Genomic DNA, 19,821 nt, shown 5'->3' with positions numbered 1-19,821 from the left:
GGCATGCCGGCATTCCGTTTCGAAGCGATCGATGCCACCGGCAAGGCGCAAAAAGGCGTGCTCGACGCCGACAGCGCGCGTGGTGCACGCACGCAGTTGCGCACGCAAGGACTCACGCCGCTGGTCGTCGAACCCGCCGCGACGCGCACGCGCGGCGAGCGTAGTCAGCGTCTGTCGCTGGGGCGCAAACTCTCGCAGCGCGAACAGGCGATTCTCACGCGCCAGCTCGCGAGTCTGCTGATCGCGGGTTTGCCGCTCGACGAAGCACTGTCGGTGCTCACCGAGCAATCGGAGCGCGATTACATCCGCGAACTGATGGCTGCGATCCGCGCGGAGGTGCTGGGCGGCCATTCGCTGGCGAACGCGCTGTCGCAGCATCCGAAGGATTTCCCCGAGATCTATCGCGCGCTCGTCGCCGCCGGCGAGCACACGGGCAAGCTCGGTCTCGTGCTGTCGCGACTCGCCGATTACATCGAGCAGCGCAACGCACTCAAGCAGAAGATCGTGCTGGCGTTCACCTACCCCACCATCGTCACGATCATCGCATTCGGCATCGTCACGTTTCTGTTGAGCTACGTGGTGCCGCAGGTCGTCAACGTGTTCGCAAGCACGAAACAGCAGCTGCCGATCCTCACGATCATGATGATGGCGTTGTCCGGCTTCGTGCGTCACTGGTGGTGGGCGGTGCTGATCGCGCTGGTGATCGTCGTGTATGTGGTGCGCGGGATTCTTTCGCAGCCTGGTCCGCGTCTCGCATTCGACCGCTGGACGCTCACCGCACCGCTGATCGGCAAGCTCGTGCGCGGCTACAACACGGTGCGTTTTGCCAGCACGCTCGGCATTCTGACGGCGGCGGGCGTGCCGATTTTGCGCGCCTTGCAGGCCGCCAGCGAAACGCTCAGCAACAAGGCGATGCGAGGCAATATCGAAGATGCCATCGTGCGCGTGCGCGAAGGCACGTCGCTATCGCGCGCGCTCGGCAATACGAAGACGTTTCCGCCCGTACTAGTGCATCTGATCCGTTCAGGCGAAGCGACGGGCGACGTGACGACCATGCTCGACCGTGCCGCCGATGGCGAAGCACGCGAACTGGAACGGCGCACGATGTTCCTGACGAGTCTGCTGGAACCGCTGCTGATTCTGGCGATGGGCGGCGTGGTGCTGGTGATCGTGCTGGCCGTGATGCTGCCGATCATCGAGTTGAACAACCTCGTGCAGTGACGTCGGTAACGATCGCGAGGTAAACGCAGGAAAGAATTGCAAGCCGCACCGATGCTTTCTGCTTGCATCGACGCGGCACAGAATCAGATCAGCGCACGTAGATGGTCGGACCGGGTGCGTTGGCGGGAAGGAAGATTTCGGAGTGGGAGCCGTTGCGGTCGATGATGATCGAACGGGGCCGCACTTCGGACAGTTTGGCGCCTTGCATGATCATGCTGCCGAGCGATACGGCGTGCGCCGGTTCACCGCCCGTGCTGATGATGGCAGCCGCACCGTGGCTCAAGGCAAGGATGCCGAACAGATGAATATCCTGATTGGCCGTGCGCGTGAGCTGACCGCCGAACAGCGTGGCAGCCTGGTCCGTCGAAACGGGCGCGCGTACGGCAGCGGCAGGAACGGGAGCGCCTGGATGCGACGTGAGCGTGACGATCCAGTAAGTAAGGGTCGCGCAGAACACGGCGAAAACGGCGAGCGAAATCAGGCGGATCTGGAGTGCGTTCATGCGTGTAATTGTACGGACTATTGTGAATTTTGCGGCATACGGAACGGCAATTCGGAAGCCTTCAACTGCATGACATTAAAATGACCGACCGGACGTGCAGAGTGCTGAATTCTCAACGCATTGCGTGACGTCCGATCGATCGACAACTTATCCAGAAGAGGTAGCAAGCTATGCAAATGTGGACCAGTCGCCGCAACGAGGTTGAAGGCATGCGCGCGGGCCTGCGCGCCCGCCGTCAACGCGGGTTCACGCTGATCGAAATCATGGTCGTGATTGCGATTCTCGGCATTCTGGCTGCGTTGATCGTGCCGAAGATCATGAGCCGCCCCGACGAAGCGCGCCGCGTGGCCGCGAAGCAGGACATCGGCACGATCATGCAGTCGCTCAAGCTTTATCGTCTCGACAATGGCCGCTATCCGACGCAGGAACAAGGCCTGCGCGCGCTGATCGAAAAGCCGAGTACCGACCCCGTGCCGAACAACTGGAAGGACGGCGGTTATCTTGAGCGTCTGCCGAACGATCCGTGGGGCAATGCGTATCAGTATCTGAACCCAGGCGTGCATGGCGAGATCGACGTATTCAGTTATGGCGCGGACGGCAAGGCGGGCGGCGAAGGCAACGATGCCGACGTCGGCTCGTGGCAGTAAGCGGCGCTGATCCTTCTGACGCTTTTCAGATCGACATCGATCATCACCGGCCCCATGCGCTTTTCCGACAGCGTTCTTCCTGAAGCCAGACGGGCGCATGCGCGCCAGCGCGGCTTCACGCTGCTGGAAATGCTGGTCGTGCTGGTGATTGCCGGCCTGCTGGTGTCGCTGGCTTCGTTGTCGCTGACGCGCAATCCGCGCACCGATCTGAACGAAGAAGCGCAGCGGCTGGCGCTGCTGTTCGAATCGGCGGGTGATGAAGCGCAGGTGCGCGCGCGCCCTATTTCGTGGCTGCCGCTCGACGGCGGCTTTCGTTTCGATATCCATACGAACGACGGCTGGCGTCCGTTGCGTGACGATCTGCTCGGGCCGCGTCGCTGGGAAGGCGGCGTGACGGGCGTGGCAATCGACTATCCGGGCTCGGATACGCATTCGGACCGCATCGTATTCGGCACGGAAGCCATCGATACGCCCGTGCAGGTGACGCTTTTTTCGGCAGTCGGGCGCGTGACGATCATCGGCACGGGCAACGGCCGCTACGAGGTGCGCTGATGCAGCGTGCGCTCAGGTTTCGCCGCGTGCGCGGTGCAGCAGATAACGCGCCGCTTGCGCGCAGCAAGGGTTTTACGATGATCGAAGTGCTGGTCGCGCTGACGATCATCGCGGTCGCGCTGGCGGCGTCGCTACGTGCTGTCGGCAGTCTCGCGACGGGTGAAGCCGATCTGCATCGCCGGCTGCTGGCTGGCTGGAGTGCGGACAACGCGCTCGCCCAATTGCATCTGGCGCATGCGTGGCCCGATGTCGGTTCGCAAAGCTTCGACTGTTCGCAGGGCAACCTGCAACTGATTTGCACGGAAAACGTGAGCGCAACGCCGAACCCGGTGTTTCGACGCGTCGAGGTATCGGTGACGTCGCCCGGCAGGTCGGGCAACCTCGCGCAGATGGTGACGGTGATCGCGAATGAAACGAACCGGTCGCTCTGAGGGCCAGGTGCCGCGCGTGCGCCGTTCGCCGCTCTTCAGGAAGACGGCGGGCGGCTTCACGCTGATCGAACTGCTGGTCGCGATTGCGATTCTGGCCGTGATCGCGGTGTTGTCGTGGCGAGGGCTCGACCAGATCATCCGTGGCCGCCAGACGATCACGAACGCGATGGAAGACGAGCGCGTGTTCGCGCAGTTCTTCGATCAGATGCGTATCGACGTGCGCAACGCCGCCTCCGACGACGAAGCAGGCGAACCCGCCGTCGCGGTGAACGGCAATGCGTTGCAGATCGTGCGTTACATGCGCTCGCCTGGGACGGCGCCGCGGCTGGTCGTGGTGCGATATCGGATTACCGAGGGACGCATCATTCGTTACGCTTCGCCGCCGCTCGCGAACATCGGCGAGGTGCATCGCGCGCTCGGCGGTGGCGAGAACGAAAACTGGAGCAGCGTGCCATTGATGGGCGGCGTTGGCGCGATCACGGCGCGGCTGTATGTGCCGAAAGTCGGCTGGACGACGCAGATGAAAGACGTGCAGTCGGCAATCACCGAGAACGACAACAATCTGAAAGTGCCTCAGCTCGGCAATGCGCCGCTGCCGAGGTCGGTGACGGGGCTGGAGGTGAGCATCGGCGCGAATTCGCTCGCGCGGCCCATCACCCGTGTGTTTCTCGTTGGGGAGTGAGTTCTGGTCATGCGCATGCGCCCTGCCCGTCCGAAACCGTCGACACGTCCGACACGCTCGACTCAGCGCGGCGCTGCCATCATCAGCGCGCTGCTGGTCGTGGCGCTGTCGGCGATTCTCGTGTCGGGCATGCTGTGGCGCGAGCAGGTGCAGATCCGGCGCATCGAAAACCAGCGGCTGCTGGCGCAGGCGCAATGGGTGTCGCGCGGCGCGCTCGACTGGACGCGCCTGATTCTGCGGTCCGAAGGCGATACGTCGGCGGGCATCACTTATCTGGGCGGCGTCTGGGGCGTGCCGATCGCGCGCACGAAGCTGTCGGATTTTCTCGGGCAGATCGGCGAAGTGCGCGCGGAGGAAGGCTCGGCTACGTACATTTCGGGTTCCATCGAAGACGCGCAGGCCAAATTCAATCTGCGCAATCTCGTCTCGACGGCGGTGCCTGGCGCGCTGACGTTGAACATATCGGAAGTGCAGGCGTTCCAGCGTCTGTTGCAGCTGCTCGGCATTAACGGCGCGCTGGCGAAGAACACGGCGTTGCAATTGCGCGCGGGGCTGCGGCAATCGGCGACGCGCTTTCAGACGGCGACCAACGGCGCGCCCGTCGATCCCACGCAGGTACAAGGCGGCGCTGTAGGCGGCGGCAATTACACGGATCAACCCGGACTGGAAGACGCCGACGAGAACGCGCCCGTCGCGCCGCTCCAGATGACGGGTGTCGATTCGCTGCTCGACGTGCCCGGTTTCACGCCGGAGATGGTGGCGCGGCTGCGCCCGTTCGTGACCGTGCTGCCCACGGCCACGCCCGTCAACATGAACACCGCGCCCGCCGAAGTGGTCGCGGCGATGGTGCCGGGGATGAACCTGTCGAATGCGCAGGCGTTCGTCGCGCGGCGCGATACCGTGTTCTTCCGCAATGTCGGCGATGTGCAGAACGCGCTGCGCGGCGCGGGCGTCCAGCAACTCGTGTTCGATCCGAACCAGATGGACGTGAACACCAGCTACTTCCTGATTCACGGGCGCGTCGAGCATGAACGCGCCGAAGTCGATCGCACGAGCCTCGTCTATCGCGACCCGCTGACGCATACGACGCGTATCGTATGGGGACGAGACCAACTATGAACAACGCAATTTCCCGAGAGAGTGGCCTTTGAGCACGCTGATCGTTCTTCTGCCGCCGCGTGATCCGGCGGTGCCGTCGCAGGAATGGCAACTGCCGGAGCTGCCGTTTCTGCTGCTCGACAAATCGGGCCGCACGCAGCGCGCCGGACGTTCGGCCGTGGGTCTGTTGCCGCGCGCCAGTTCGACCGTGCTGATGCTGGCCGCGCGCGATTGCCTGATGCTCGCGGCAACGGTGCCGCCGCTGAAAGGTCCGCGTTTGCGTCAGGCGCTGCCGAATGTGGTCGAAGATCAACTGATCCAGGATGCGCAGACCACGCACATCGCGCTCGATCCGCAGGCGCTCGATGGCAATCGCCATGTGCTTGCAGTCGTCGATCGCGGCTGGTTCCGTTTTGTGCTGGAGACGTTCGCGGCGGCGGGACATCGCAATGTGAAGGCGGTGCCTGTCGCGCGTTGTCTGCCGCAGCCGGTCGCGGCGGCAACGGCAGCAACCGAAGTGCGCGTGGAAGAGGCAGTGGCTGCGGGCGCCGATGCGGCGTCGCCGGGCGAAGCGCCCGCCGTGGCCAACGTCACACCGCTGGTCGCCGCCGTGTTGGGCCGCGTCGTGCCGTCGACGGCTGCCGTGCTCGGCGAAGGTGCCATCGATGCCGCCCCGCCCCGCGTCGAACTCGCGCTTTCACGCGGGCCGCTCGGTGAAGGGCTGGCCGTGCCTGAAGCGACTGTTGGAGCGACGGTGGCCGCGCTCGCGGGTCATGCGCCCGTGACGCTGTACACGCTGGTCGATCTGCCCGGCAACGAGCCGCGCCTTGCATCGGTTGCGCAAGCGGGGCGCGGCGCGCAGATTGCGGGCGCCCTGCCGCTGTCGTTCGAAACGCTGGCGCGCAACGCGATTCAATGTCGCTTCGATCTTGCCCAGTTCGAGTTCGCTGTGCAGCCGTGGCGACTCGACCGCGCGACGCTGCGTCGTCTGCGTCTGCCGCTATGGTTGCTGGTGGGCACGGTGCTGGTGGCGATCATCGGCGCGAACGTGCAGTGGTTGATGCTGTCGCGTCAGCGCGATGCGCTCAACACGCAGATGACGGAGCTGCTGCTCAACACCTTCCCGAAGACGACGGTCGTGCTCGACGCGCCCGATCAGATGGCGCGTCAGTTGCAGCAGTTGCGCGTCGCCGCGGGTGAGTTGTCGCCGGACGATTTCCTCTCGCTGGCAGACGGACTGGCGCGTTCGCTCGGGCCGATTCCCGTCAACGGACTCGCGTCGCTCGATTATCAGGACCGGCGCCTCTCGGTGACGTTCAAGCCCGAGGTCAAGGTCGATCCGGACTTCCAGCAGCGTTTGACGCGCAACGGGCTGAACGGCGCGATCGACAGCAACACCGGCAAGTGGACGATCAGGAACGGACAATGAAAGCAGAACTGTTGAACGCATGGGCGGGGTTCTGGGAGGCGCGCACGGCGCGCGAGAAAGGCCTGATTACGTGGGGCGGCGCGGTGCTGGCGGTGGTCATCGTCTGGTCGATGTTGTGGGCGCCCGCGCAGGAAGGCCGCGCGCGCTTGCGTGAGTCGATTCCGGGCCTGCAGCGCCAGCTTTCGCAGATGACGGCGCAGGCGAACGAGGCGCGTGCGCTGTCGGCAGCAGCGCAAGGCGTTGCGCCGACTGGCGGCGCATTGAAGGACGCGCTGACGGCGTCGCTGAACGATCACGGCCTCGTGCCGGTGCAGGTCCAGGTGCTTGGCAATGCCGTGCAGATCCAGTTGAAGAACGCGTCGTTCCCCGCCTGGACGGAGTGGCTCGACGATGCACGCAAGCAGTTCAAGGTGCAGGTGTCCGAGGCGCACGTGACCGGCCTGAAGCAGGACGGACAGGTCGATCTGACGGCATCGCTGCAGCCGTCTTCGATCAAATGACGGCGCTGCCACGGGATTACGCATGAGTTTCTGGATGCGGCGCTTGCGCGCCGCGCTGCCCTGGATCGCCGTCGCGCTGGTCGCGAATATCGTCGTGCTGCTCGTGATGGCGCCCGCCGCGTGGGTGACGCCGCAGTTCTCGAAGGCCACGCAGGGGCACGTCAATCTGGTCGATCCGTCGGGTTCGCTGTGGCATGGTTCGGCTTCGTTGATGCTGGCCGCCGGACCCGGCGCGGAGAGCGCGACGCTGCTGCCTGGCCGTATCGAATGGCGCACCTCGTTCTGGCCGCTTTTCACGGGCCGCGTGCTGATGCAGATGCGGCAGAGCGAAGCGATGCCCGACCCCGTCAACGTCGATGCGACCTTGCGCAGCGCGACGCTGTCGGGTGGCACGATTGCGGTGCCTGCGTCGTTGCTCGCGGGGCTGGGCGCGCCGTTCAACACACTCGATCTGCAGGGCGACGTGCGGCTCACGTGGACCGACTGGCGCAGTTTCAACCGCCAGGCATTCGGACAGTTGATCGTGACGCTAAACGACATGAGTTCGCGTGTGTCGCGTGTGAAGCCGCTTGGGTCGTATCGCGTGGTGTTTCAGGCGCAAGGCGGTTCGGGCACGCTCGATCTTTCGACGACCAAAGGACCGTTGCTGCTGAACGGTCACGGCACGCTCAGCGAGGCGTCGACGTCGTTCATGGGCACCGCGAGCACGACGCCCGATGCCGCCGACAATCTCGCCGGGCTGCTGAATCTGCTTGGACGGCCGGTGGGACCCGGACAGGTTGCGCTGAGCTTCGTGCACTGAACGTCGCTCGCGCATTTCTACGCGTAAAAACAAGACGGCCGCCATGTTTTCACATGGCGGCCGTTTGCGTTGTGCTTCGCGTGCAGTGAGCGGCGAGTGATGCCCGACAAGCGCTCAGCCAGCCGCCGCCGATGTTTTCGCCACGGGCGCTGGTGCCGAGGCAGGTACGGGCGCCGCGACATCGCCCGTTTCGTTGTTCATCTGCGCGGTATCCCAGCCGCCGCCCAGCGCCTTCACCAGACCGACCGACGAGACCATGCGTTGACCCGCGATGCTCGCCAGTTTCTGCTCGGCGGTGAACGCCGTGGTCTGCGCGGTAAGCACGTTCAGATAATCGACGGTGCCGGATTTGTACTGGTTCGTGACGATATCGAGCGCTTGTTGTGCAGACTGGACGGCCTGCTGCTGCACCGTGATTTCCTGCTCGAGAATGCGCAACGACGCGAGGTTATCCTCGACGTCCTGGAACGCGGTCAGCACCGTCTGCCGGTACGTGGCGACGTCCTGATCGTAAGCGGCGCGCGCGGCGTCCGTCTGTGCCTTGCGCAAACCGGCGTCGAAAATGGTTTCTGCGAGCGACGGGCCGAGTGTCCAGAAACGCGACGGCATCTGCAGCAATTGCGAGAACACCGAGCTTTCGAAGCCACCGCTCGCAGACAGTGTCAGGGTCGGGAAAAACGCCGAAATGGCGACGCCGATCTGCTCGTTCGCTGCCGCCGCCTTGCGCTCTGCCGACGCGATATCCGGGCGCCGCTCCAGCAGTGCTGACGGCAACTGGCCGGGCATCGCGGGCGGCACGGCGTCGAGCGGTGCGGGCGCCAGCGCGAACGTGGAAGCCGGCTCGCCGATCAGCACGGCGATCGCGTGCTCGTTCTGCGCGCGCGCCACGCCGTTGTCGATGGCGGCGGCTTGCGCCGATTGCAGCTGCGTTTGCGCCTGGATCACGTCGGAGCGGGCCGCGACGCCCTGCGCGTAACGGTTCTGCGTGAGCGTGAGCGAGCGCTGGTAGGCGGCCACGGTATCGTCGAGCAGCTTTTGCTGCGCGTCGAGCGAGCGGATGTTGAAGTAGGTTTGCGCGAGCGTCGCCTGTGCGGACAGGCGCGCGTTCGCGAGATCGGCGGCGGCGGCTTGCTGTCCGGCCTGCTGACTCGCGACAGTGCGGCTCACCTTGCCCCAGAGATCGGGTTCCCAGGTGGCGTCGAGCGACAGGTTGTAGCTGTTGCTGATCGTGCCCGAACTGCTCAGCGACGATGTCGTGCCGCCGCCTCCGCCCGTGACCGATCCGCTGAAGCTACGGCTCGGCGTGCGCGAGCGGGATCCGCTGGCGCCGGCGCTGATCACCGGGAAGTATGCCGCACGTGCCTCGCCGACCAGCGCGCGCGCCTGCCGGTAAGCGGCGGCGAACTGCGCGACGGTCTGGTTCGACGTGTTGAGCTTGTCTTCGAGCGCGTTCAGCTGCGGATCGTTATAGATGGACCACCACGCGCCCCGATCCTGCTGGTCGGCGGGTTGCGCGACTTTCCAGCCTTCGGCGGCTTCCTTGTACGAAGCGGGAATGTCGACGGACGGCCGCTTGTAGTCGGGACCGACCGCGCAGCCAGCTAGCGCAAAAGCCAGCGCGGCGCATACGCCGATGCTCAGAACACGTTGCCCCGTGACGTTCGCGACTGCGGCGCGTGCGCGCGAAGTTCGATCAAACTGCATGCAAATGAATTCCTGTCGATTCGGATGGCGCCGTGCGCCGGACAACTCGCCGAGCGGGCGCTCGCGCGGCGGCTGGCGTGATTTCGCGCTGGCTCGAATGGTAGCTTACGCGTCGGCCGCAATGAAATCGAAAGAGTAATGCCGGTTGCACGCAATGTGTGTTACCGACGGTGAGGTGACGGTTACGCGCTGTTACGGCGCGATTTACGCGTGGTCGGAATGAGCGCGATAAAAACAAAAAAGCCGCCCTTTGGGCGGCTCTTTTGCGGAGATGGCGTTCAGATGCTCAGGCGCGCTCAGCATTGGTCTGCCGCGCCTGTTTGCCAGCAGCGGCGCGGCATGCCGGCGCATCGGGACGCGTCTGGCAAACCGTACTGGCCGGTGCGATCGCCTGATGGTTACCGGTGGAGCGTGCCTTGAGCGGCGACGCCAGCAGCGCGACCGGCTTGACGGCGCGCGCCCTGGCGCTGCGCGAGCGCCGATGTTCGAACCACGCGAAGAGAAGCACCCCGATCGATCCGCCCGGCAGGACGAAGATCACCGCATACAGAGCCACTTTCCACCAGCGGTTGGCTCCTTGAAATGTTTGCAGCGCAGAATCGGTTAATGAGCGGCTCCAGCCGCCAAGGGTGTTTTTCAGGTACAGCATCGCGGGAATCCTCTGTGCGCCGGCAAAAGAAGGCGCACGCAAGTGCGGTCAGAACATGTGTCTCGATTGACGCGGGTCGCGTAACTCGTTGACTGACATAATATTGACCATGCAATCAATTTTCAAGATACTGTGCATCGCAACATGGTCTTGTGTTGTTTTTTGGCGTGGTCCTTATCCAGGCAGTAGTAGCGATTGACTTCGCTGCTTAGGCAGATAGAATCCGCGAGATTCGCACCTGTCACGCTGCGACAGTTCCCAGAAGAGCATCTATGACGGACGGTCCTTATCAGCCGGATTCGATTCATCTTGAGTCGAGCCTTGGCTATTACCTGACGAAAGCGCGCAACGTGCTGGTCGAGCGCACGGATCGCGCGGTCGAGCATCTCGGGCTGACCACGCAGCAGATCGGTGTGATTTTGCTGCTTTCATGTGGCCGCGCGACGACACCGTTCGAACTGTCGCGCGCGATGTCCTATGACAGCGGTTCGATGACGCGAATGCTCGATCGGCTTGAAAAGAAAGGACTGATCGCCCGGTCGCGCAGTGACAAGGATCGGCGCATCGTGAAACTGGAACTGACTGCACAAGGCCAGAATGCCGCGTCGCAGTTGCCGGAGATCGGCGCAGATGTGCTCAACGAGCAACTGCGTGGGTTTTCATCGGCGGATCTGGCGACGTTGATCGACCTGTTGAGCCGATTTATCGCGAACGGTATCGATGGCGGCAGCAATGCGGGTGGATGCGCGGCTACGGATGCATCTGAACAGGACGTGAGCGGCACGGCTTCATCGGAAGACGCTTACTAGAAAGCCGGTCTTTCGGACGGCATTTTTCCAACTATTTATCTGTCTGGGCAGAGAGTGTCAGGACATGAAAGTGCATATCTCGTAGTTGAGCATATTCATGTCACGGCAAGTTTTTGCAGGTGATCAGGAGACGGACTTATGAGCGCTTCGGCTTCCCTTCCCGCTTCGGATGCGACTCCGGCCGACCAGCCTGCATCTGAGCGCCCCGCCGCTCCTGCGCCATTCACAGGCGGCAGGCTCGCGCTGCTGACGGTCGGACTCGCGCTCGGCACGTTCATGGAAGTGCTCGATACGTCGATCGCCAATGTCGCCGTGCCGACCATTTCGGGCAGTCTCGGTGTCTCGACCAGCGAGGGCACCTGGGTGATCTCGTCGTATTCGGTGGCATCGGCAATTGCTGTGCCTTTGACAGGCTGGCTCGCGCGGCGGGTCGGCGAGGTGCGCCTGTTCACGCTGTCGGTGCTGCTTTTCACGATTGCGTCGGCAGCATGTGGATTCGCGCATAACTTCGAGTCGCTGATCGGATTCCGTCTGCTTCAAGGCCTGGTATCCGGCCCGATGGTGCCGCTTTCGCAGACGATTCTCATGCGTTCCTATCCGCTCGAAAAGCGCGGGCTAGCCCTCGGCTTATGGGCGATGACGGTGATCGTCGCGCCGATCTTCGGTCCCGTGATGGGCGGCTGGATCACTGACAACTACACCTGGCCGTGGATCTTCTACATCAATCTGCCTATCGGCCTGTTTTCGGCGGCGTGCGCGTACTTTCTGCTGCGCGGCCGCGAGACGCAGACGACGAAGCAGCGTATCGATGGAATCGGTCTTGGGCTTCTGGTGATCGGCGTGTCGTGCCTGCAGATGATGCTGGATCTCGGCAAGGATCGCGACTGGTTCAGTTCGACCTTCATCGTCGCGCTCGCGATCATCGCGGTAACGTCGCTGGCGTTCATGATCGTGTGGGAGACGACGGAGAAGGAACCCATCGTCGACCTGTCGCTATTCAAGGACCGCAATTTCGCGATGGGCGCGCTGATCATCTCGTTTGGCTTTATGGCCTTCTTTGGTTCGGTGGTGATCTTTCCGCTGTGGCTGCAGACCGTGATGGGCTACACGGCGGGTAAAGCCGGCCTCGCGACGGCGCCCGTCGGACTGCTTGCGCTCGTGCTTTCGCCGATGATCGGGCGCAACATGCACCGGCTCAATCTGCGCATCGTTGCGAGCTTTGCATTCGTCGTGTTTGCGCTGGTGTCGTTGTGGAACTCGACGTTCACGCTCGACGTGCCGTTCAATCACGTGATCCTGCCGCGTCTCGTGCAGGGGATTGGCGTTGCCTGTTTTTTCGTGCCGATGACGACCATCACGCTGTCCAGCATTTCCGATGAGCGACTGGCGAGCGCATCCGGCCTGTCGAATTTTCTGCGCACGCTGTCGGGCGCAATCGGCACGGCAATCAGCACGACCTATTGGGAAAACGACGCGATCTATCATCACGCAGTGCTATCCGAATCGGTGAATGCCTACTCGGCGAACACGAACTCTTATAGCGATCTGCTGACGTCGCTGGGACTCAAGGGACAGGCGGTGACTGCGCAACTGAACGAAATCGTCACGCAACAGGGCTACATGATGGCGACCAACGATTTCTTCCGCATTTCGTGCGCGGGCTTCGTGGTGCTGGCGTGCCTCGTATGGATTACGAAGCCCAGAAAAGGCGCGGCGGCGTCGATGGGACATTGATACCGTCGCGTTCGTGTCCACCGGCGATGCACAGCCGTCACCCCAATCGAGAAGTCTCGAACGAATGTTGCCGTTCCCTGCTTCGTCTTATTGAGAGGTGGGTTCACCCGTTGGCGATGACACTGATTGACCACTCGCGCCTGTCGATTGAGTAGACGACGAAGGCATTGCCGGATTCGCTCCGTTGCCGCGCACGAATTGCTTGAAGTCTGCGCCTGCTTCCCACGGGTTCGGCTTGCATCCCAATGAACTGTCGCAATGCGCAGCGAAGCCGATCGTCGACGTACCGTCGTTGTTCGGCGTTTGGGTGATTTCGAATGAGAGATCGCGCTTGCCGCCATCCGGACCCGCCGTCTGAATTAGCGTATCTGTCGATGCAGCAACGTCATAGCGTGAGTGCGTAGAAACCCACGTGCGCGCGCGTTGCCACCATGCATCGCATTGGCTCTTGCTGGTGCAGGTCAGCGGCGCGGTGGCGATCTGCATCACATCGGGATTGACCTGCCCTTGCGTCGAGCATCCGCTCGCGGCGACGACGGAGAGCGCGACGCAAAGCGCGGCTATCAGACCTTTGTTCATGACCCGGACTCCTCGCTTGCGCATGTTCGAGCGGCAAAGCGCTGCGTTTTTCAGGGTTGGACCTCGAGCGTACCCACGCGTTTCATACCCGGCGCATGAAGTCGGGGTGACATCCGAGCAGCTCAAGTTCTGCTGCAGCAATTTTCGGCCCCGCCCATCCGGCGATGCAGCATGAAAAAAGGGCAGCGCAAAGCTGCCCTTCATGACATCGGCGCGCGAGACGCGCCGTGAATGTTCGCGAGACTACACGCTAAAGCGATTCAACGTATAAGCGCGATATGCGGCGACGAAAGCGTCGAACGAACCCACTTCTTCGCGCTCCAGTTTCGACTGCTCGGCAAGCGATTGCACTGCGAGCGCAGCGAATTCCTTCGATTGGGCTTCATCGAGCGGACGCGCGCGGAAGTGCTCCGCGTGCGCGATGCTTTGTGCAAGGCCGAAATCGAGGAAGCTTTGCTGTTTGTCGCGCATGATCTGCAGCACGCGAGCCGACGGCGTCAACGACGCATCCGTGAGCTTCGCGCGCTGCGTCGCGACCGAACGTGCGTGGCTGTCGTCGCCGCGAATCGCGTCGAGCGCGGCGGCGGCGTGATCGATTTTCGCGAGCAGTTCGTTGGCCCAGTCGATCATCGTGATGGACTTGCCATCGCGGATCAGTTCGAGACCGGGCTTGCGCCCTTCCATCGTCACACGGCCGAAGTTCTGGTTCGCTTCGCAATAGGCCGGTGGCGGCAGCGGCGCGCTTTCATCGAGCGCGCATACGAGCAGGTAGGCGTCGAGAAAACGCGCGGTTTCGAGCGAAATGCCGGTCGGCTCGAACGGATCGATGTCCATGCAGCGCACCTCGACGTACTGCACGCCGCGCGCCGCGAGCGCATGCAGCGGACGCTCGCCCGGATACGTGACGCGCTTCGGGCGGATCGTCGAGTAGAACTCGTTTTCGATCTGCAGCACGTTGGTGTTGATCTGCACCCATTCGCCGTCGCGCTGCGTGCCGATGGCTTCGTATTGCGGATACGGCTGGCTGACGGCTTTCGCCAGTGCATCGAGATAGCCGGGCAGCGTGTCGTAGTCGGCATGCAACGCGGCCTGCGCCGTCGTGTTCGAATAGCCGAGATCGCTCATGCGCAGGCTGGTTGCGTACGGGCGATACAGCGTGTCGGCGTCGAACGTTTCGAGTGTATGCGGACGGCCGCGCAAAAAGCGCCGGTCGAGCGCCGGCGACGCGCCGAACAGATACATCAGCAGCCAGCTCGTGCGGCGGAAGTTGCGGATCAGCGCGAGATAGCGGTCGGACTGAAAATCGACGGCATTGGCCGTGGAATGCTGGTCCGCGTGCAGCAGCCGCCACACTTCTTCGTTCAACGAATAGTTGTAGTGGATGCCGGCGATGCATTGCATCGTGCGCCCGTAGCGCAACGCGAGGCCCACGCGATACACGTACTTCAGCTTGCCGATGTTCGACGTGCCGTAGTTCGCGATGGGGATTTCATCGTCTTCGGGCAGCAGGCCCGGCATCGAATTGTTCCACAGCACCTCGTCGCCGATGGTCGAATAGACAAAGCGATGCAGCGTGTCGAGCCGCTCGAGCGTGATAGAGGGATCGTGATCGGCAGGCGTGATCAGTTCGAGCAGCGCTTCCGAATAGTCCGTGGTCAACGATGGATGCGTGAGCGCCGAGCCGAGCGTTTGCGGATGCGGCGTCATCGCGAGATGGCCGTCGGCCAGGACGCGCAGGCTTTCCTTTTCGATGCCGCGCAAACCAGCCGTCAGCGCGTCGCGCTGCGGGCCGGATGTCAGCACGGACAGGCGATGCAACAGCGCGTCGGTCGTGCGGGAGGATGTCGTGTTTGGCATTGATGCGGGTCGAACAGGGTCGGCCGCCATGCGCCGCACGGGTGCTGCTCAGGCGCGGTCGACAACGTTCGGCGGAATTTTCAGTAGCGGGCACTTTAACATCTCGCCAGAACCCCTGCTTGGCGTTGCTTCAGGCTGCTTCCGAACGGCTTGTGACCGTGTTCGCGGCGGGGTTTGCGCCGGATCGTCGTCGGGTTTGCAATGGGTTTTCGATGCCGGGCGCGCGCGTATCCCCACTCTACGCCGCGCGGTACTGCAAAGTCGATTGGCGACCTTCGATCCTGTGTGCGGAAGGCCGCTAGCCGCCGCGCGCCCCGCCTGCCCGATCGGCCACTTCATTCCACAGATGCATTGCGGCGTACGCGCGCCAGGGGCGCCACGCGTCGGTCCGCGCACGCTGCTGGTTGGGGCGCACGAGAGCGGGATCGCGTGCCGCGATGGCCTGCATCAGCACGAGATCGGCGGCCGGCCATGCGTCGGCGTCGCGCCAGGCACGCATCGCGACGTATTCGACCGTCCACGGGCCGATGCCCGGTAGCGCAAGCAGCGAAGCGCGCAACTGCGCCAGATCGAAAGAAGTGCTGCCGACGCTGTCGATTGGCACGTCGCCGTCCGCCACGGCGCGGGCGAAGCCTTGCAGAGCCTGGATGCGCTTGCCCGGCATGCCGATCTGCGCAAGATCGACGGCGGCGAGGGCAGCGGGCGTCGGGAAACGCCATGCGGTGCTCTCGTGTGGGTGACCTTCGATGCGCTCGCCCGCGCGCTGGACGATCCGTCCGATGATCGTCGTGGCGGCCTTGACGCTGACCTGCTGTCCGACGATCGCCCGTACAACGAGTTCGAACCCGGACCACGCGCCCGGCACCCGCAAGCCGGGCACGGCTTCGACGAGGGGCGCGAGCCATGGGTCGGTCGCGAGGCTCGCGCCGATGGCCTTCGGATTGGCGTGCAGATCGAACATGCGCGCGATGGGCGCGGCGAGCGCGTCGGCATGGCGGCTCACGGTGCCGTCGATAGTGGCAACGATGCAATGCTTGCGTGGATGCCTGCTGACGGCGAGCGTGCCGCTATCGCCGTTCCAGCCGATCGCGCGACGCCAGACGCCGTCTTCCACGGCTTCGACGCCCGGCGTGGCGCGTCCGCCAAAGAAGCGCAGGACGCGCGGCCAGTCATAAGGTGCTTTGAATGGAAGTTCGAGTGTGGCAACTGGCGTGGTGGTCAAGCGGCGTGGTCCATGTCGGCGATGGGATGGGCGGCATTGTCGGTCTGGCGTGCCTCGGTGTCGAGTATCACCGACTTGCGTGCCGTGCCCCATCGATAACCTGCCAACGCGCCGTCCTTATGCACGACGCGATGGCACGGTATTGCCAGTGCGACCGGGTTGGACGCGCACGCATTGGCGACGGCGCGCACCGCACGGGGCGAACCGACTGCTTCGGCGATCTGCGAGTAGCTGCGCGTCTCGCCATACGGAATGCGGCGCAGCGCTTCCCACACGCGCTGCTGGAACGCCGTGGCGGCAATGTCGAGCGGCAGGTCGAAACGCTGCCGCTTGCCGCGCAGATAGCCGTCGATCTGTTCAATGAACGGTGCCAGCCGCTCGGGATCGTCGATCAGCTCGGCGCTTGCGAATTCCGCGCGCAGATCGTCGATGAGCGCGGCCGGTTCGTCACCGAAGGCGATCTTGCAGATGCCTTTTTCGGTCGTGGCGACCAGCACGAGACCGAGCGAAGTCTGCGCGCTGGCGTAATGGACGCGCAGCCCTGCGCCTTTGCGCCGGTACTGGGAGGGCGCCATGCCGAGTTCCGCGGCCGCCGTGTCGTACATGCGTGACGGCGAGCCGAAGCCGGCATCGACGGTTGCGCGCGTCACATCGACGCCGTTTTGCAGCGCGTTGCGCAAGGCCGCGCCGCGCTGGGCCGCCTGATATTGCCTCGGCGACACACCGACTACGCGCTTGAACAGCCGCTGCAGATGAAACGGGCTGACGTGCACGGCTTCGCTCAGTTGCGCGAGCGTGAGGCGTTGCTGCGGATCGGCGTCGAGCGCGGCGCACGCGCGATTGACGATTTCGAGCTCGCGCGGCAATCCGCCCGGCTGGCAGCGTTTGCAATCCCGATAGCCTGCGGTGCGAGCGGCATCGGCGGACGCGAAGAAGTCGACGTTTTCGCGGCGCGGCAACCGCGACGCGCACGATGGGCGGCAGAACACGCCTGTCGTGCGGACGCCGTAGAAGAAGGCGCCATCGGCGGACATGTCGCGTTTCAGGACGGCGTTCCAGCGCTCGTCTTCACTGGCGAAGGCGGCGGGCGCGGCTTGGGTTAAGGCTGAGTTCATCATTTGCCCCGGGGGACGGTTTTGATGCTGACCACTTTAGCGAGCACGCCCACACACTACGCTCCGCTTCTTGCGGTGTCATTTAGGCTGCACGTCGACGGTCGTTTTCGCACCTTTTTCCCATATATCGGGAGAATCTGCCCCTGAAAAAAGTTGGGGTTTTCCCTTAAAAAGTTATTGCGTCGCATCAAGGTGGCGTGTATAGTGGTTCTTGTCTCCTCCATGTCTCCTCCTGATATGGATTCAGCCCGCTCCAAGTTGAGCGGGCTTTTTTTCGCCTGTACGCCTCGTTTTCCCCGCCCGGCGCTCGTCATAGCGCATCTCTGCACGCATTTCCCTCTAGACTGGATTCTTCGTCGGAAGCTCACCAACGGGGACGCCGCGCCATGCAATTCCACATTCTCGAGATTGACCACGTCGTGATACGCGCCGCGAATCTCGACGTGATGACGCGCTTCTATCGCGATGTCCTCGGCTGCGCGGTGGAGAGAGAGCAACGGGATATCGGCTTGACCCAGTTGCGGGCGGGGCGTTCGCTGATCGACCTGTTGCAGGTCGGGGCGCGGATTGATCGTCCGGAAAGTGGTGTGCCGGGCGCCGGACGCAACATGGATCACCTTTGCCTGCGGGTCGAGCCGTTCGACGCGCCCGCAATGGCAGCATGGCTCACGTCGCTCGACGTACGCCTCGGTGAGCAGGCCATGCGCTTTGGTGCGGATGGTTACGGTCCATCGCTCTATCTGTTCGATCCGGAGGGCAATATGGTCGAATTAAAAGGCCCGCCGGTCGAGCAACACTAACGTTTCGTCCGGTTCTTTGGTACACAGACCGTAAATCGCAGGCCGATCAACGCCCGCCGTGAGCCGCCGGGCGCGCGTTCGCCGCAGCCTTCAAAACCGTCCAGTCGATGGAAACGGCGTCGGCCGTTTCGCTGCCCAGCCATGCTGCGTTGTCCTGCACCGTGCATTGCAGACGCATCGTCCGTTCGGCCAGTGCCGCGAGCGCCGGCGCAACCTCTTCGCCGAGCGACCACACCGTCACGTTCCGCAGACGTTCGACCTTGTTCCGAACGCCCTGCCACCAGATATCGGACGTCCGGCCGCCATACGCGATCACGATCACTTCATTCGCGCGGCCGCTCGCCTTCGCGATCCGGCGTTCATCGGGCTGACCGACTTCGATCCAGGTGTCGATCGCGCCAGTCAGATCCTTGGCCCACAGATCCGGTTCGTCGATGTCCGACAGACCTTTGCAGAATTCGAGGCGTTCCTGCGCAAATAGCGCGAACGCCGCCACGCGAACCATCATCCGCTCGTTGGTTTCGGACGGATGCAGTGCAATCGTCAGCGAATGGTCCGCATAGTAATGCCGGTCCATGTCCGCGATCTGAAGTTCAGCCTTAAAAATTGTCGATTTGAGCGCCATGCTGCAACCTGGTCCTGCAAATGCGGACCGGATAGTGAATAGAGAGTCGGCGTACCTGGCCATGATCGTCCCCTGCCTTGCAGCGCTCACGCCTGGGTCGCGCGTCTCGCCGTTGATACACATTTGTCGGATTGCCGCGGACGTTGGGCCGCTGACCCTTGTCGCATCGACATTCCCGCTTTCGCCTGAGTTGAAAGCAGCAACATATGTGCCGGACCTGCGTCGCGAACCTTGGCGCGCGTATCGCGCGGGTACTGCAAGGTGGGACCGTGATGATACCGAATATGCGGGGACGGTATGACAGCCAGATGAGGCCGCCGTGGCGGGGCTGATGAGCGGATGGAATGAGCAGACGGATCTGGCGCGCCAGTCTAGTCGGTGGACGCGCAGACAAAGCCCAGCCGGAAAATGAAAATGGCCAGGTTAAAACCTGGCCATTCCAGAGCGCGAAAGGCGCACTTTCGTCCGGATGTCTGTATTCACCCGACATTCGCTGTCGGATGAAAACCAACGTTAAATGCTTATTGCTTGATAAACCGGTCGTTGGTCCAAAGACCCTGCGTATCGCTATTGCCGGCATTCACGAATTCGACATCATGCCCCACCACGCGAACGACGCGGAAATCCGAATTTTCGGGCGTCGAGATGCATTCGTAACCCGAGAAGAATTCCTGCATTTTCTGCTGCTCACCGGCTTGCGCGTGCTGCGTGACGGCGTCGAGTTTGTCCTTCGACAGGCAGCCATATGCATTCGCCTTGAACTGCACTGTCTGCTGGGGTTTGATCACGACATCCTGCGCCTGCGCGGCTGCCGCGGCCATTAAACCAGTCAGCGCGAAAAGAACGGCGACTCGCTTGTTCAT

General features: G+C 63.2%; 21 protein-coding genes. 12 read left to right on the top strand and 9 right to left on the bottom strand.

Annotated elements, in window-relative coordinates:
* Positions 1–3: 3 nt before the first annotated feature.
* Positions 4–1,221 carry a type II secretion system inner membrane protein GspF gene (gene gspF / locus DK391_RS04120; RefSeq protein WP_109476719.1) on the top strand — a complete coding sequence of 406 codons (1,218 nt, stop codon included), beginning with the start codon at positions 4–6 and terminating at the stop codon, positions 1,219–1,221.
* 88 nt (positions 1,222–1,309) lie between these two features.
* Here gspF and DK391_RS04115 read toward each other — a convergent pair whose 3' ends face one another.
* On the bottom strand, positions 1,310–1,723 hold the full coding sequence (locus DK391_RS04115) for a type II secretion system protein N (protein WP_109476718.1): 414 nt from the start codon (positions 1,721–1,723) through the stop codon (positions 1,310–1,312).
* 170 nt (positions 1,724–1,893) lie between these two features.
* On the opposite strand from DK391_RS04115, the gene gspG reads away from it, so the two are divergent.
* Genes gspG through DK391_RS04075 form a run of 8 tightly spaced genes read left to right on the top strand, consistent with a single transcriptional unit; the run spans position 1,894 to position 7,864 of the window.
* Positions 1,894–2,370 (top strand): type II secretion system major pseudopilin GspG, encoded by a 477-nt coding sequence (gspG, locus tag DK391_RS04110; RefSeq protein WP_109476717.1) that lies wholly within the window; start codon positions 1,894–1,896, stop codon positions 2,368–2,370.
* Between the two features lie 54 nt (positions 2,371–2,424).
* Positions 2,425–2,922 (top strand): GspH/FimT family pseudopilin, encoded by a 498-nt coding sequence (locus DK391_RS04105; protein WP_109476716.1) that lies wholly within the window; start codon positions 2,425–2,427, stop codon positions 2,920–2,922.
* Entirely contained in the window at positions 2,922–3,353 is a 432-nt protein-coding gene (gene gspI / locus DK391_RS04100; protein ID WP_109476715.1) for a type II secretion system minor pseudopilin GspI, read from the top strand. Before DK391_RS04105 ends, gspI begins: the two co-directional genes overlap by 1 nt.
* The gene (locus DK391_RS04095; RefSeq protein WP_109476714.1) at positions 3,331–4,035 is read left to right on the top strand and encodes a prepilin-type N-terminal cleavage/methylation domain-containing protein; all 705 of its coding nucleotides are present in this window, start codon (positions 3,331–3,333) and stop codon (positions 4,033–4,035) included. The genes gspI and DK391_RS04095 overlap by 23 nt, the downstream gene beginning before the upstream one ends.
* 9 nt (positions 4,036–4,044) lie before the next feature.
* The gene (gspK, locus tag DK391_RS04090; RefSeq protein WP_204117282.1) at positions 4,045–5,154 is read left to right on the top strand and encodes a type II secretion system minor pseudopilin GspK; all 1,110 of its coding nucleotides are present in this window, start codon (positions 4,045–4,047) and stop codon (positions 5,152–5,154) included.
* A 28-nt stretch (positions 5,155–5,182) separates the two neighbouring features.
* Positions 5,183–6,562, top strand: coding sequence for a type II secretion system protein GspL (gene gspL / locus DK391_RS04085; RefSeq protein WP_109476712.1), 1,380 nt, complete (start codon positions 5,183–5,185; stop codon positions 6,560–6,562).
* Positions 6,559–7,062, top strand: a complete 504-nt coding sequence (locus tag DK391_RS04080) for a type II secretion system protein M (protein WP_109476711.1) — start codon at positions 6,559–6,561, stop codon at positions 7,060–7,062. The genes gspL and DK391_RS04080 overlap by 4 nt, the downstream gene beginning before the upstream one ends.
* A gap of 22 nt (positions 7,063–7,084) precedes the next feature.
* A complete protein-coding gene (locus DK391_RS04075) occupies positions 7,085–7,864 on the top strand; it encodes a type II secretion system protein N (protein ID WP_109476710.1) in 780 nt (259 codons plus the stop codon).
* A gap of 114 nt (positions 7,865–7,978) precedes the next feature.
* Here DK391_RS04075 and DK391_RS04070 read toward each other — a convergent pair whose 3' ends face one another.
* A complete protein-coding gene (locus DK391_RS04070) occupies positions 7,979–9,568 on the bottom strand; it encodes an efflux transporter outer membrane subunit (protein WP_109476709.1) in 1,590 nt (529 codons plus the stop codon).
* Between the two features lie 286 nt (positions 9,569–9,854).
* Complete coding sequence (locus DK391_RS04065) at positions 9,855–10,217, bottom strand: hypothetical protein (protein WP_109476708.1); 363 nt, start codon at positions 10,215–10,217, stop codon at positions 9,855–9,857.
* 272 nt (positions 10,218–10,489) lie between these two features.
* Here DK391_RS04065 and DK391_RS04060 point away from each other — a divergent pair, with 272 nt between their 5' ends.
* Positions 10,490–11,026, top strand: coding sequence for a MarR family transcriptional regulator (locus DK391_RS04060; RefSeq protein ID WP_109476707.1), 537 nt, complete (start codon positions 10,490–10,492; stop codon positions 11,024–11,026).
* A gap of 138 nt (positions 11,027–11,164) precedes the next feature.
* Positions 11,165–12,760, top strand: a complete 1,596-nt coding sequence (locus DK391_RS04055; protein ID WP_109476706.1) for a DHA2 family efflux MFS transporter permease subunit — start codon at positions 11,165–11,167, stop codon at positions 12,758–12,760.
* Between the two features lie 87 nt (positions 12,761–12,847).
* Here the strand turns inward: DK391_RS04055 and DK391_RS04050 are convergent, their stop codons facing one another.
* The 4 genes from DK391_RS04050 to ada form a co-directional block, all read right to left on the bottom strand.
* Positions 12,848–13,339: a hypothetical protein gene (locus DK391_RS04050; protein WP_109476705.1), complete on the bottom strand. Its 492-nt coding sequence runs from the start codon at positions 13,337–13,339 to the stop codon at positions 12,848–12,850.
* Positions 13,340–13,582: 243 nt separating this feature from the next.
* A complete protein-coding gene (gene gshA, locus DK391_RS04045) occupies positions 13,583–15,196 on the bottom strand; it encodes a glutamate--cysteine ligase (RefSeq protein ID WP_109476704.1) in 1,614 nt (537 codons plus the stop codon).
* A 298-nt stretch (positions 15,197–15,494) separates the two neighbouring features.
* A complete protein-coding gene (locus tag DK391_RS04040; RefSeq protein ID WP_109476703.1) occupies positions 15,495–16,418 on the bottom strand; it encodes a DNA-3-methyladenine glycosylase in 924 nt (307 codons plus the stop codon).
* Complete coding sequence (ada, locus tag DK391_RS04035) at positions 16,415–17,533, bottom strand: bifunctional DNA-binding transcriptional regulator/O6-methylguanine-DNA methyltransferase Ada (RefSeq protein WP_109476798.1); 1,119 nt, start codon at positions 17,531–17,533, stop codon at positions 16,415–16,417. The genes DK391_RS04040 and ada overlap by 4 nt, the downstream gene beginning before the upstream one ends.
* Positions 17,534–17,919: 386 nt before the next feature.
* On the opposite strand from ada, the gene DK391_RS04030 reads away from it, so the two are divergent.
* Positions 17,920–18,333 carry a VOC family protein gene (locus DK391_RS04030; protein ID WP_109476702.1) on the top strand — a complete coding sequence of 138 codons (414 nt, stop codon included), beginning with the start codon at positions 17,920–17,922 and terminating at the stop codon, positions 18,331–18,333.
* A gap of 46 nt (positions 18,334–18,379) precedes the next feature.
* Here the strand turns inward: DK391_RS04030 and DK391_RS04025 are convergent, their stop codons facing one another.
* Together DK391_RS04025 and DK391_RS04020 are read right to left on the bottom strand one after the other, a co-directional pair.
* The gene (locus DK391_RS04025; RefSeq protein ID WP_109476701.1) at positions 18,380–18,958 is read right to left on the bottom strand and encodes a YaeQ family protein; all 579 of its coding nucleotides are present in this window, start codon (positions 18,956–18,958) and stop codon (positions 18,380–18,382) included.
* A gap of 521 nt (positions 18,959–19,479) precedes the next feature.
* Positions 19,480–19,821 (bottom strand): hypothetical protein, encoded by a 342-nt coding sequence (locus tag DK391_RS04020; protein WP_109476700.1) that lies wholly within the window; start codon positions 19,819–19,821, stop codon positions 19,480–19,482.

The organism is Paraburkholderia sp. C35 (assembly GCF_003121405.1).
GTDB lineage: Bacteria > Pseudomonadota > Gammaproteobacteria > Burkholderiales > Burkholderiaceae > Paraburkholderia.
Note: the sequence above shows the minus strand (reverse complement) of the source record. Positions and strands in the feature narration are given on the sequence as shown.

What these genes read in the sequence shown, in the direction of transcription:
- gspF (WP_109476719.1), top strand. Translation starts at nt 4, where the DNA reads ATGCCGGCATTCCGTTTCGAAGCGATCGATGCCACCGGCAAGGCGCAA.
- DK391_RS04115 (WP_109476718.1), bottom strand. Translation starts at nt 1,723, where the DNA reads ATGAACGCACTCCAGATCCGCCTGATTTCGCTCGCCGTTTTCGCCGTG.
- gspG (WP_109476717.1), top strand. Translation starts at nt 1,894, where the DNA reads ATGCAAATGTGGACCAGTCGCCGCAACGAGGTTGAAGGCATGCGCGCG.
- DK391_RS04105 (WP_109476716.1), top strand. Translation starts at nt 2,425, where the DNA reads ATGCGCTTTTCCGACAGCGTTCTTCCTGAAGCCAGACGGGCGCATGCG.
- gspI (WP_109476715.1), top strand. Translation starts at nt 2,922, where the DNA reads ATGCAGCGTGCGCTCAGGTTTCGCCGCGTGCGCGGTGCAGCAGATAAC.
- DK391_RS04095 (WP_109476714.1), top strand. Translation starts at nt 3,331, where the DNA reads ATGAAACGAACCGGTCGCTCTGAGGGCCAGGTGCCGCGCGTGCGCCGT.
- gspK (WP_204117282.1), top strand. Translation starts at nt 4,045, where the DNA reads ATGCGCATGCGCCCTGCCCGTCCGAAACCGTCGACACGTCCGACACGC.
- DK391_RS04080 (WP_109476711.1), top strand. Translation starts at nt 6,559, where the DNA reads ATGAAAGCAGAACTGTTGAACGCATGGGCGGGGTTCTGGGAGGCGCGC.
- DK391_RS04075 (WP_109476710.1), top strand. Translation starts at nt 7,085, where the DNA reads ATGAGTTTCTGGATGCGGCGCTTGCGCGCCGCGCTGCCCTGGATCGCC.
- DK391_RS04070 (WP_109476709.1), bottom strand. Translation starts at nt 9,568, where the DNA reads ATGCAGTTTGATCGAACTTCGCGCGCACGCGCCGCAGTCGCGAACGTC.
- DK391_RS04065 (WP_109476708.1), bottom strand. Translation starts at nt 10,217, where the DNA reads ATGCTGTACCTGAAAAACACCCTTGGCGGCTGGAGCCGCTCATTAACC.
- DK391_RS04060 (WP_109476707.1), top strand. Translation starts at nt 10,490, where the DNA reads ATGACGGACGGTCCTTATCAGCCGGATTCGATTCATCTTGAGTCGAGC.
- DK391_RS04055 (WP_109476706.1), top strand. Translation starts at nt 11,165, where the DNA reads ATGAGCGCTTCGGCTTCCCTTCCCGCTTCGGATGCGACTCCGGCCGAC.
- DK391_RS04050 (WP_109476705.1), bottom strand. Translation starts at nt 13,339, where the DNA reads ATGAACAAAGGTCTGATAGCCGCGCTTTGCGTCGCGCTCTCCGTCGTC.
- gshA (WP_109476704.1), bottom strand. Translation starts at nt 15,196, where the DNA reads ATGCCAAACACGACATCCTCCCGCACGACCGACGCGCTGTTGCATCGC.
- ada (WP_109476798.1), bottom strand. Translation starts at nt 17,533, where the DNA reads ATGAACTCAGCCTTAACCCAAGCCGCGCCCGCCGCCTTCGCCAGTGAA.
- DK391_RS04030 (WP_109476702.1), top strand. Translation starts at nt 17,920, where the DNA reads ATGCAATTCCACATTCTCGAGATTGACCACGTCGTGATACGCGCCGCG.
- DK391_RS04025 (WP_109476701.1), bottom strand. Translation starts at nt 18,958, where the DNA reads ATGGCGCTCAAATCGACAATTTTTAAGGCTGAACTTCAGATCGCGGAC.
- DK391_RS04020 (WP_109476700.1), bottom strand. Translation starts at nt 19,821, where the DNA reads ATGAACAAGCGAGTCGCCGTTCTTTTCGCGCTGACTGGTTTAATGGCC.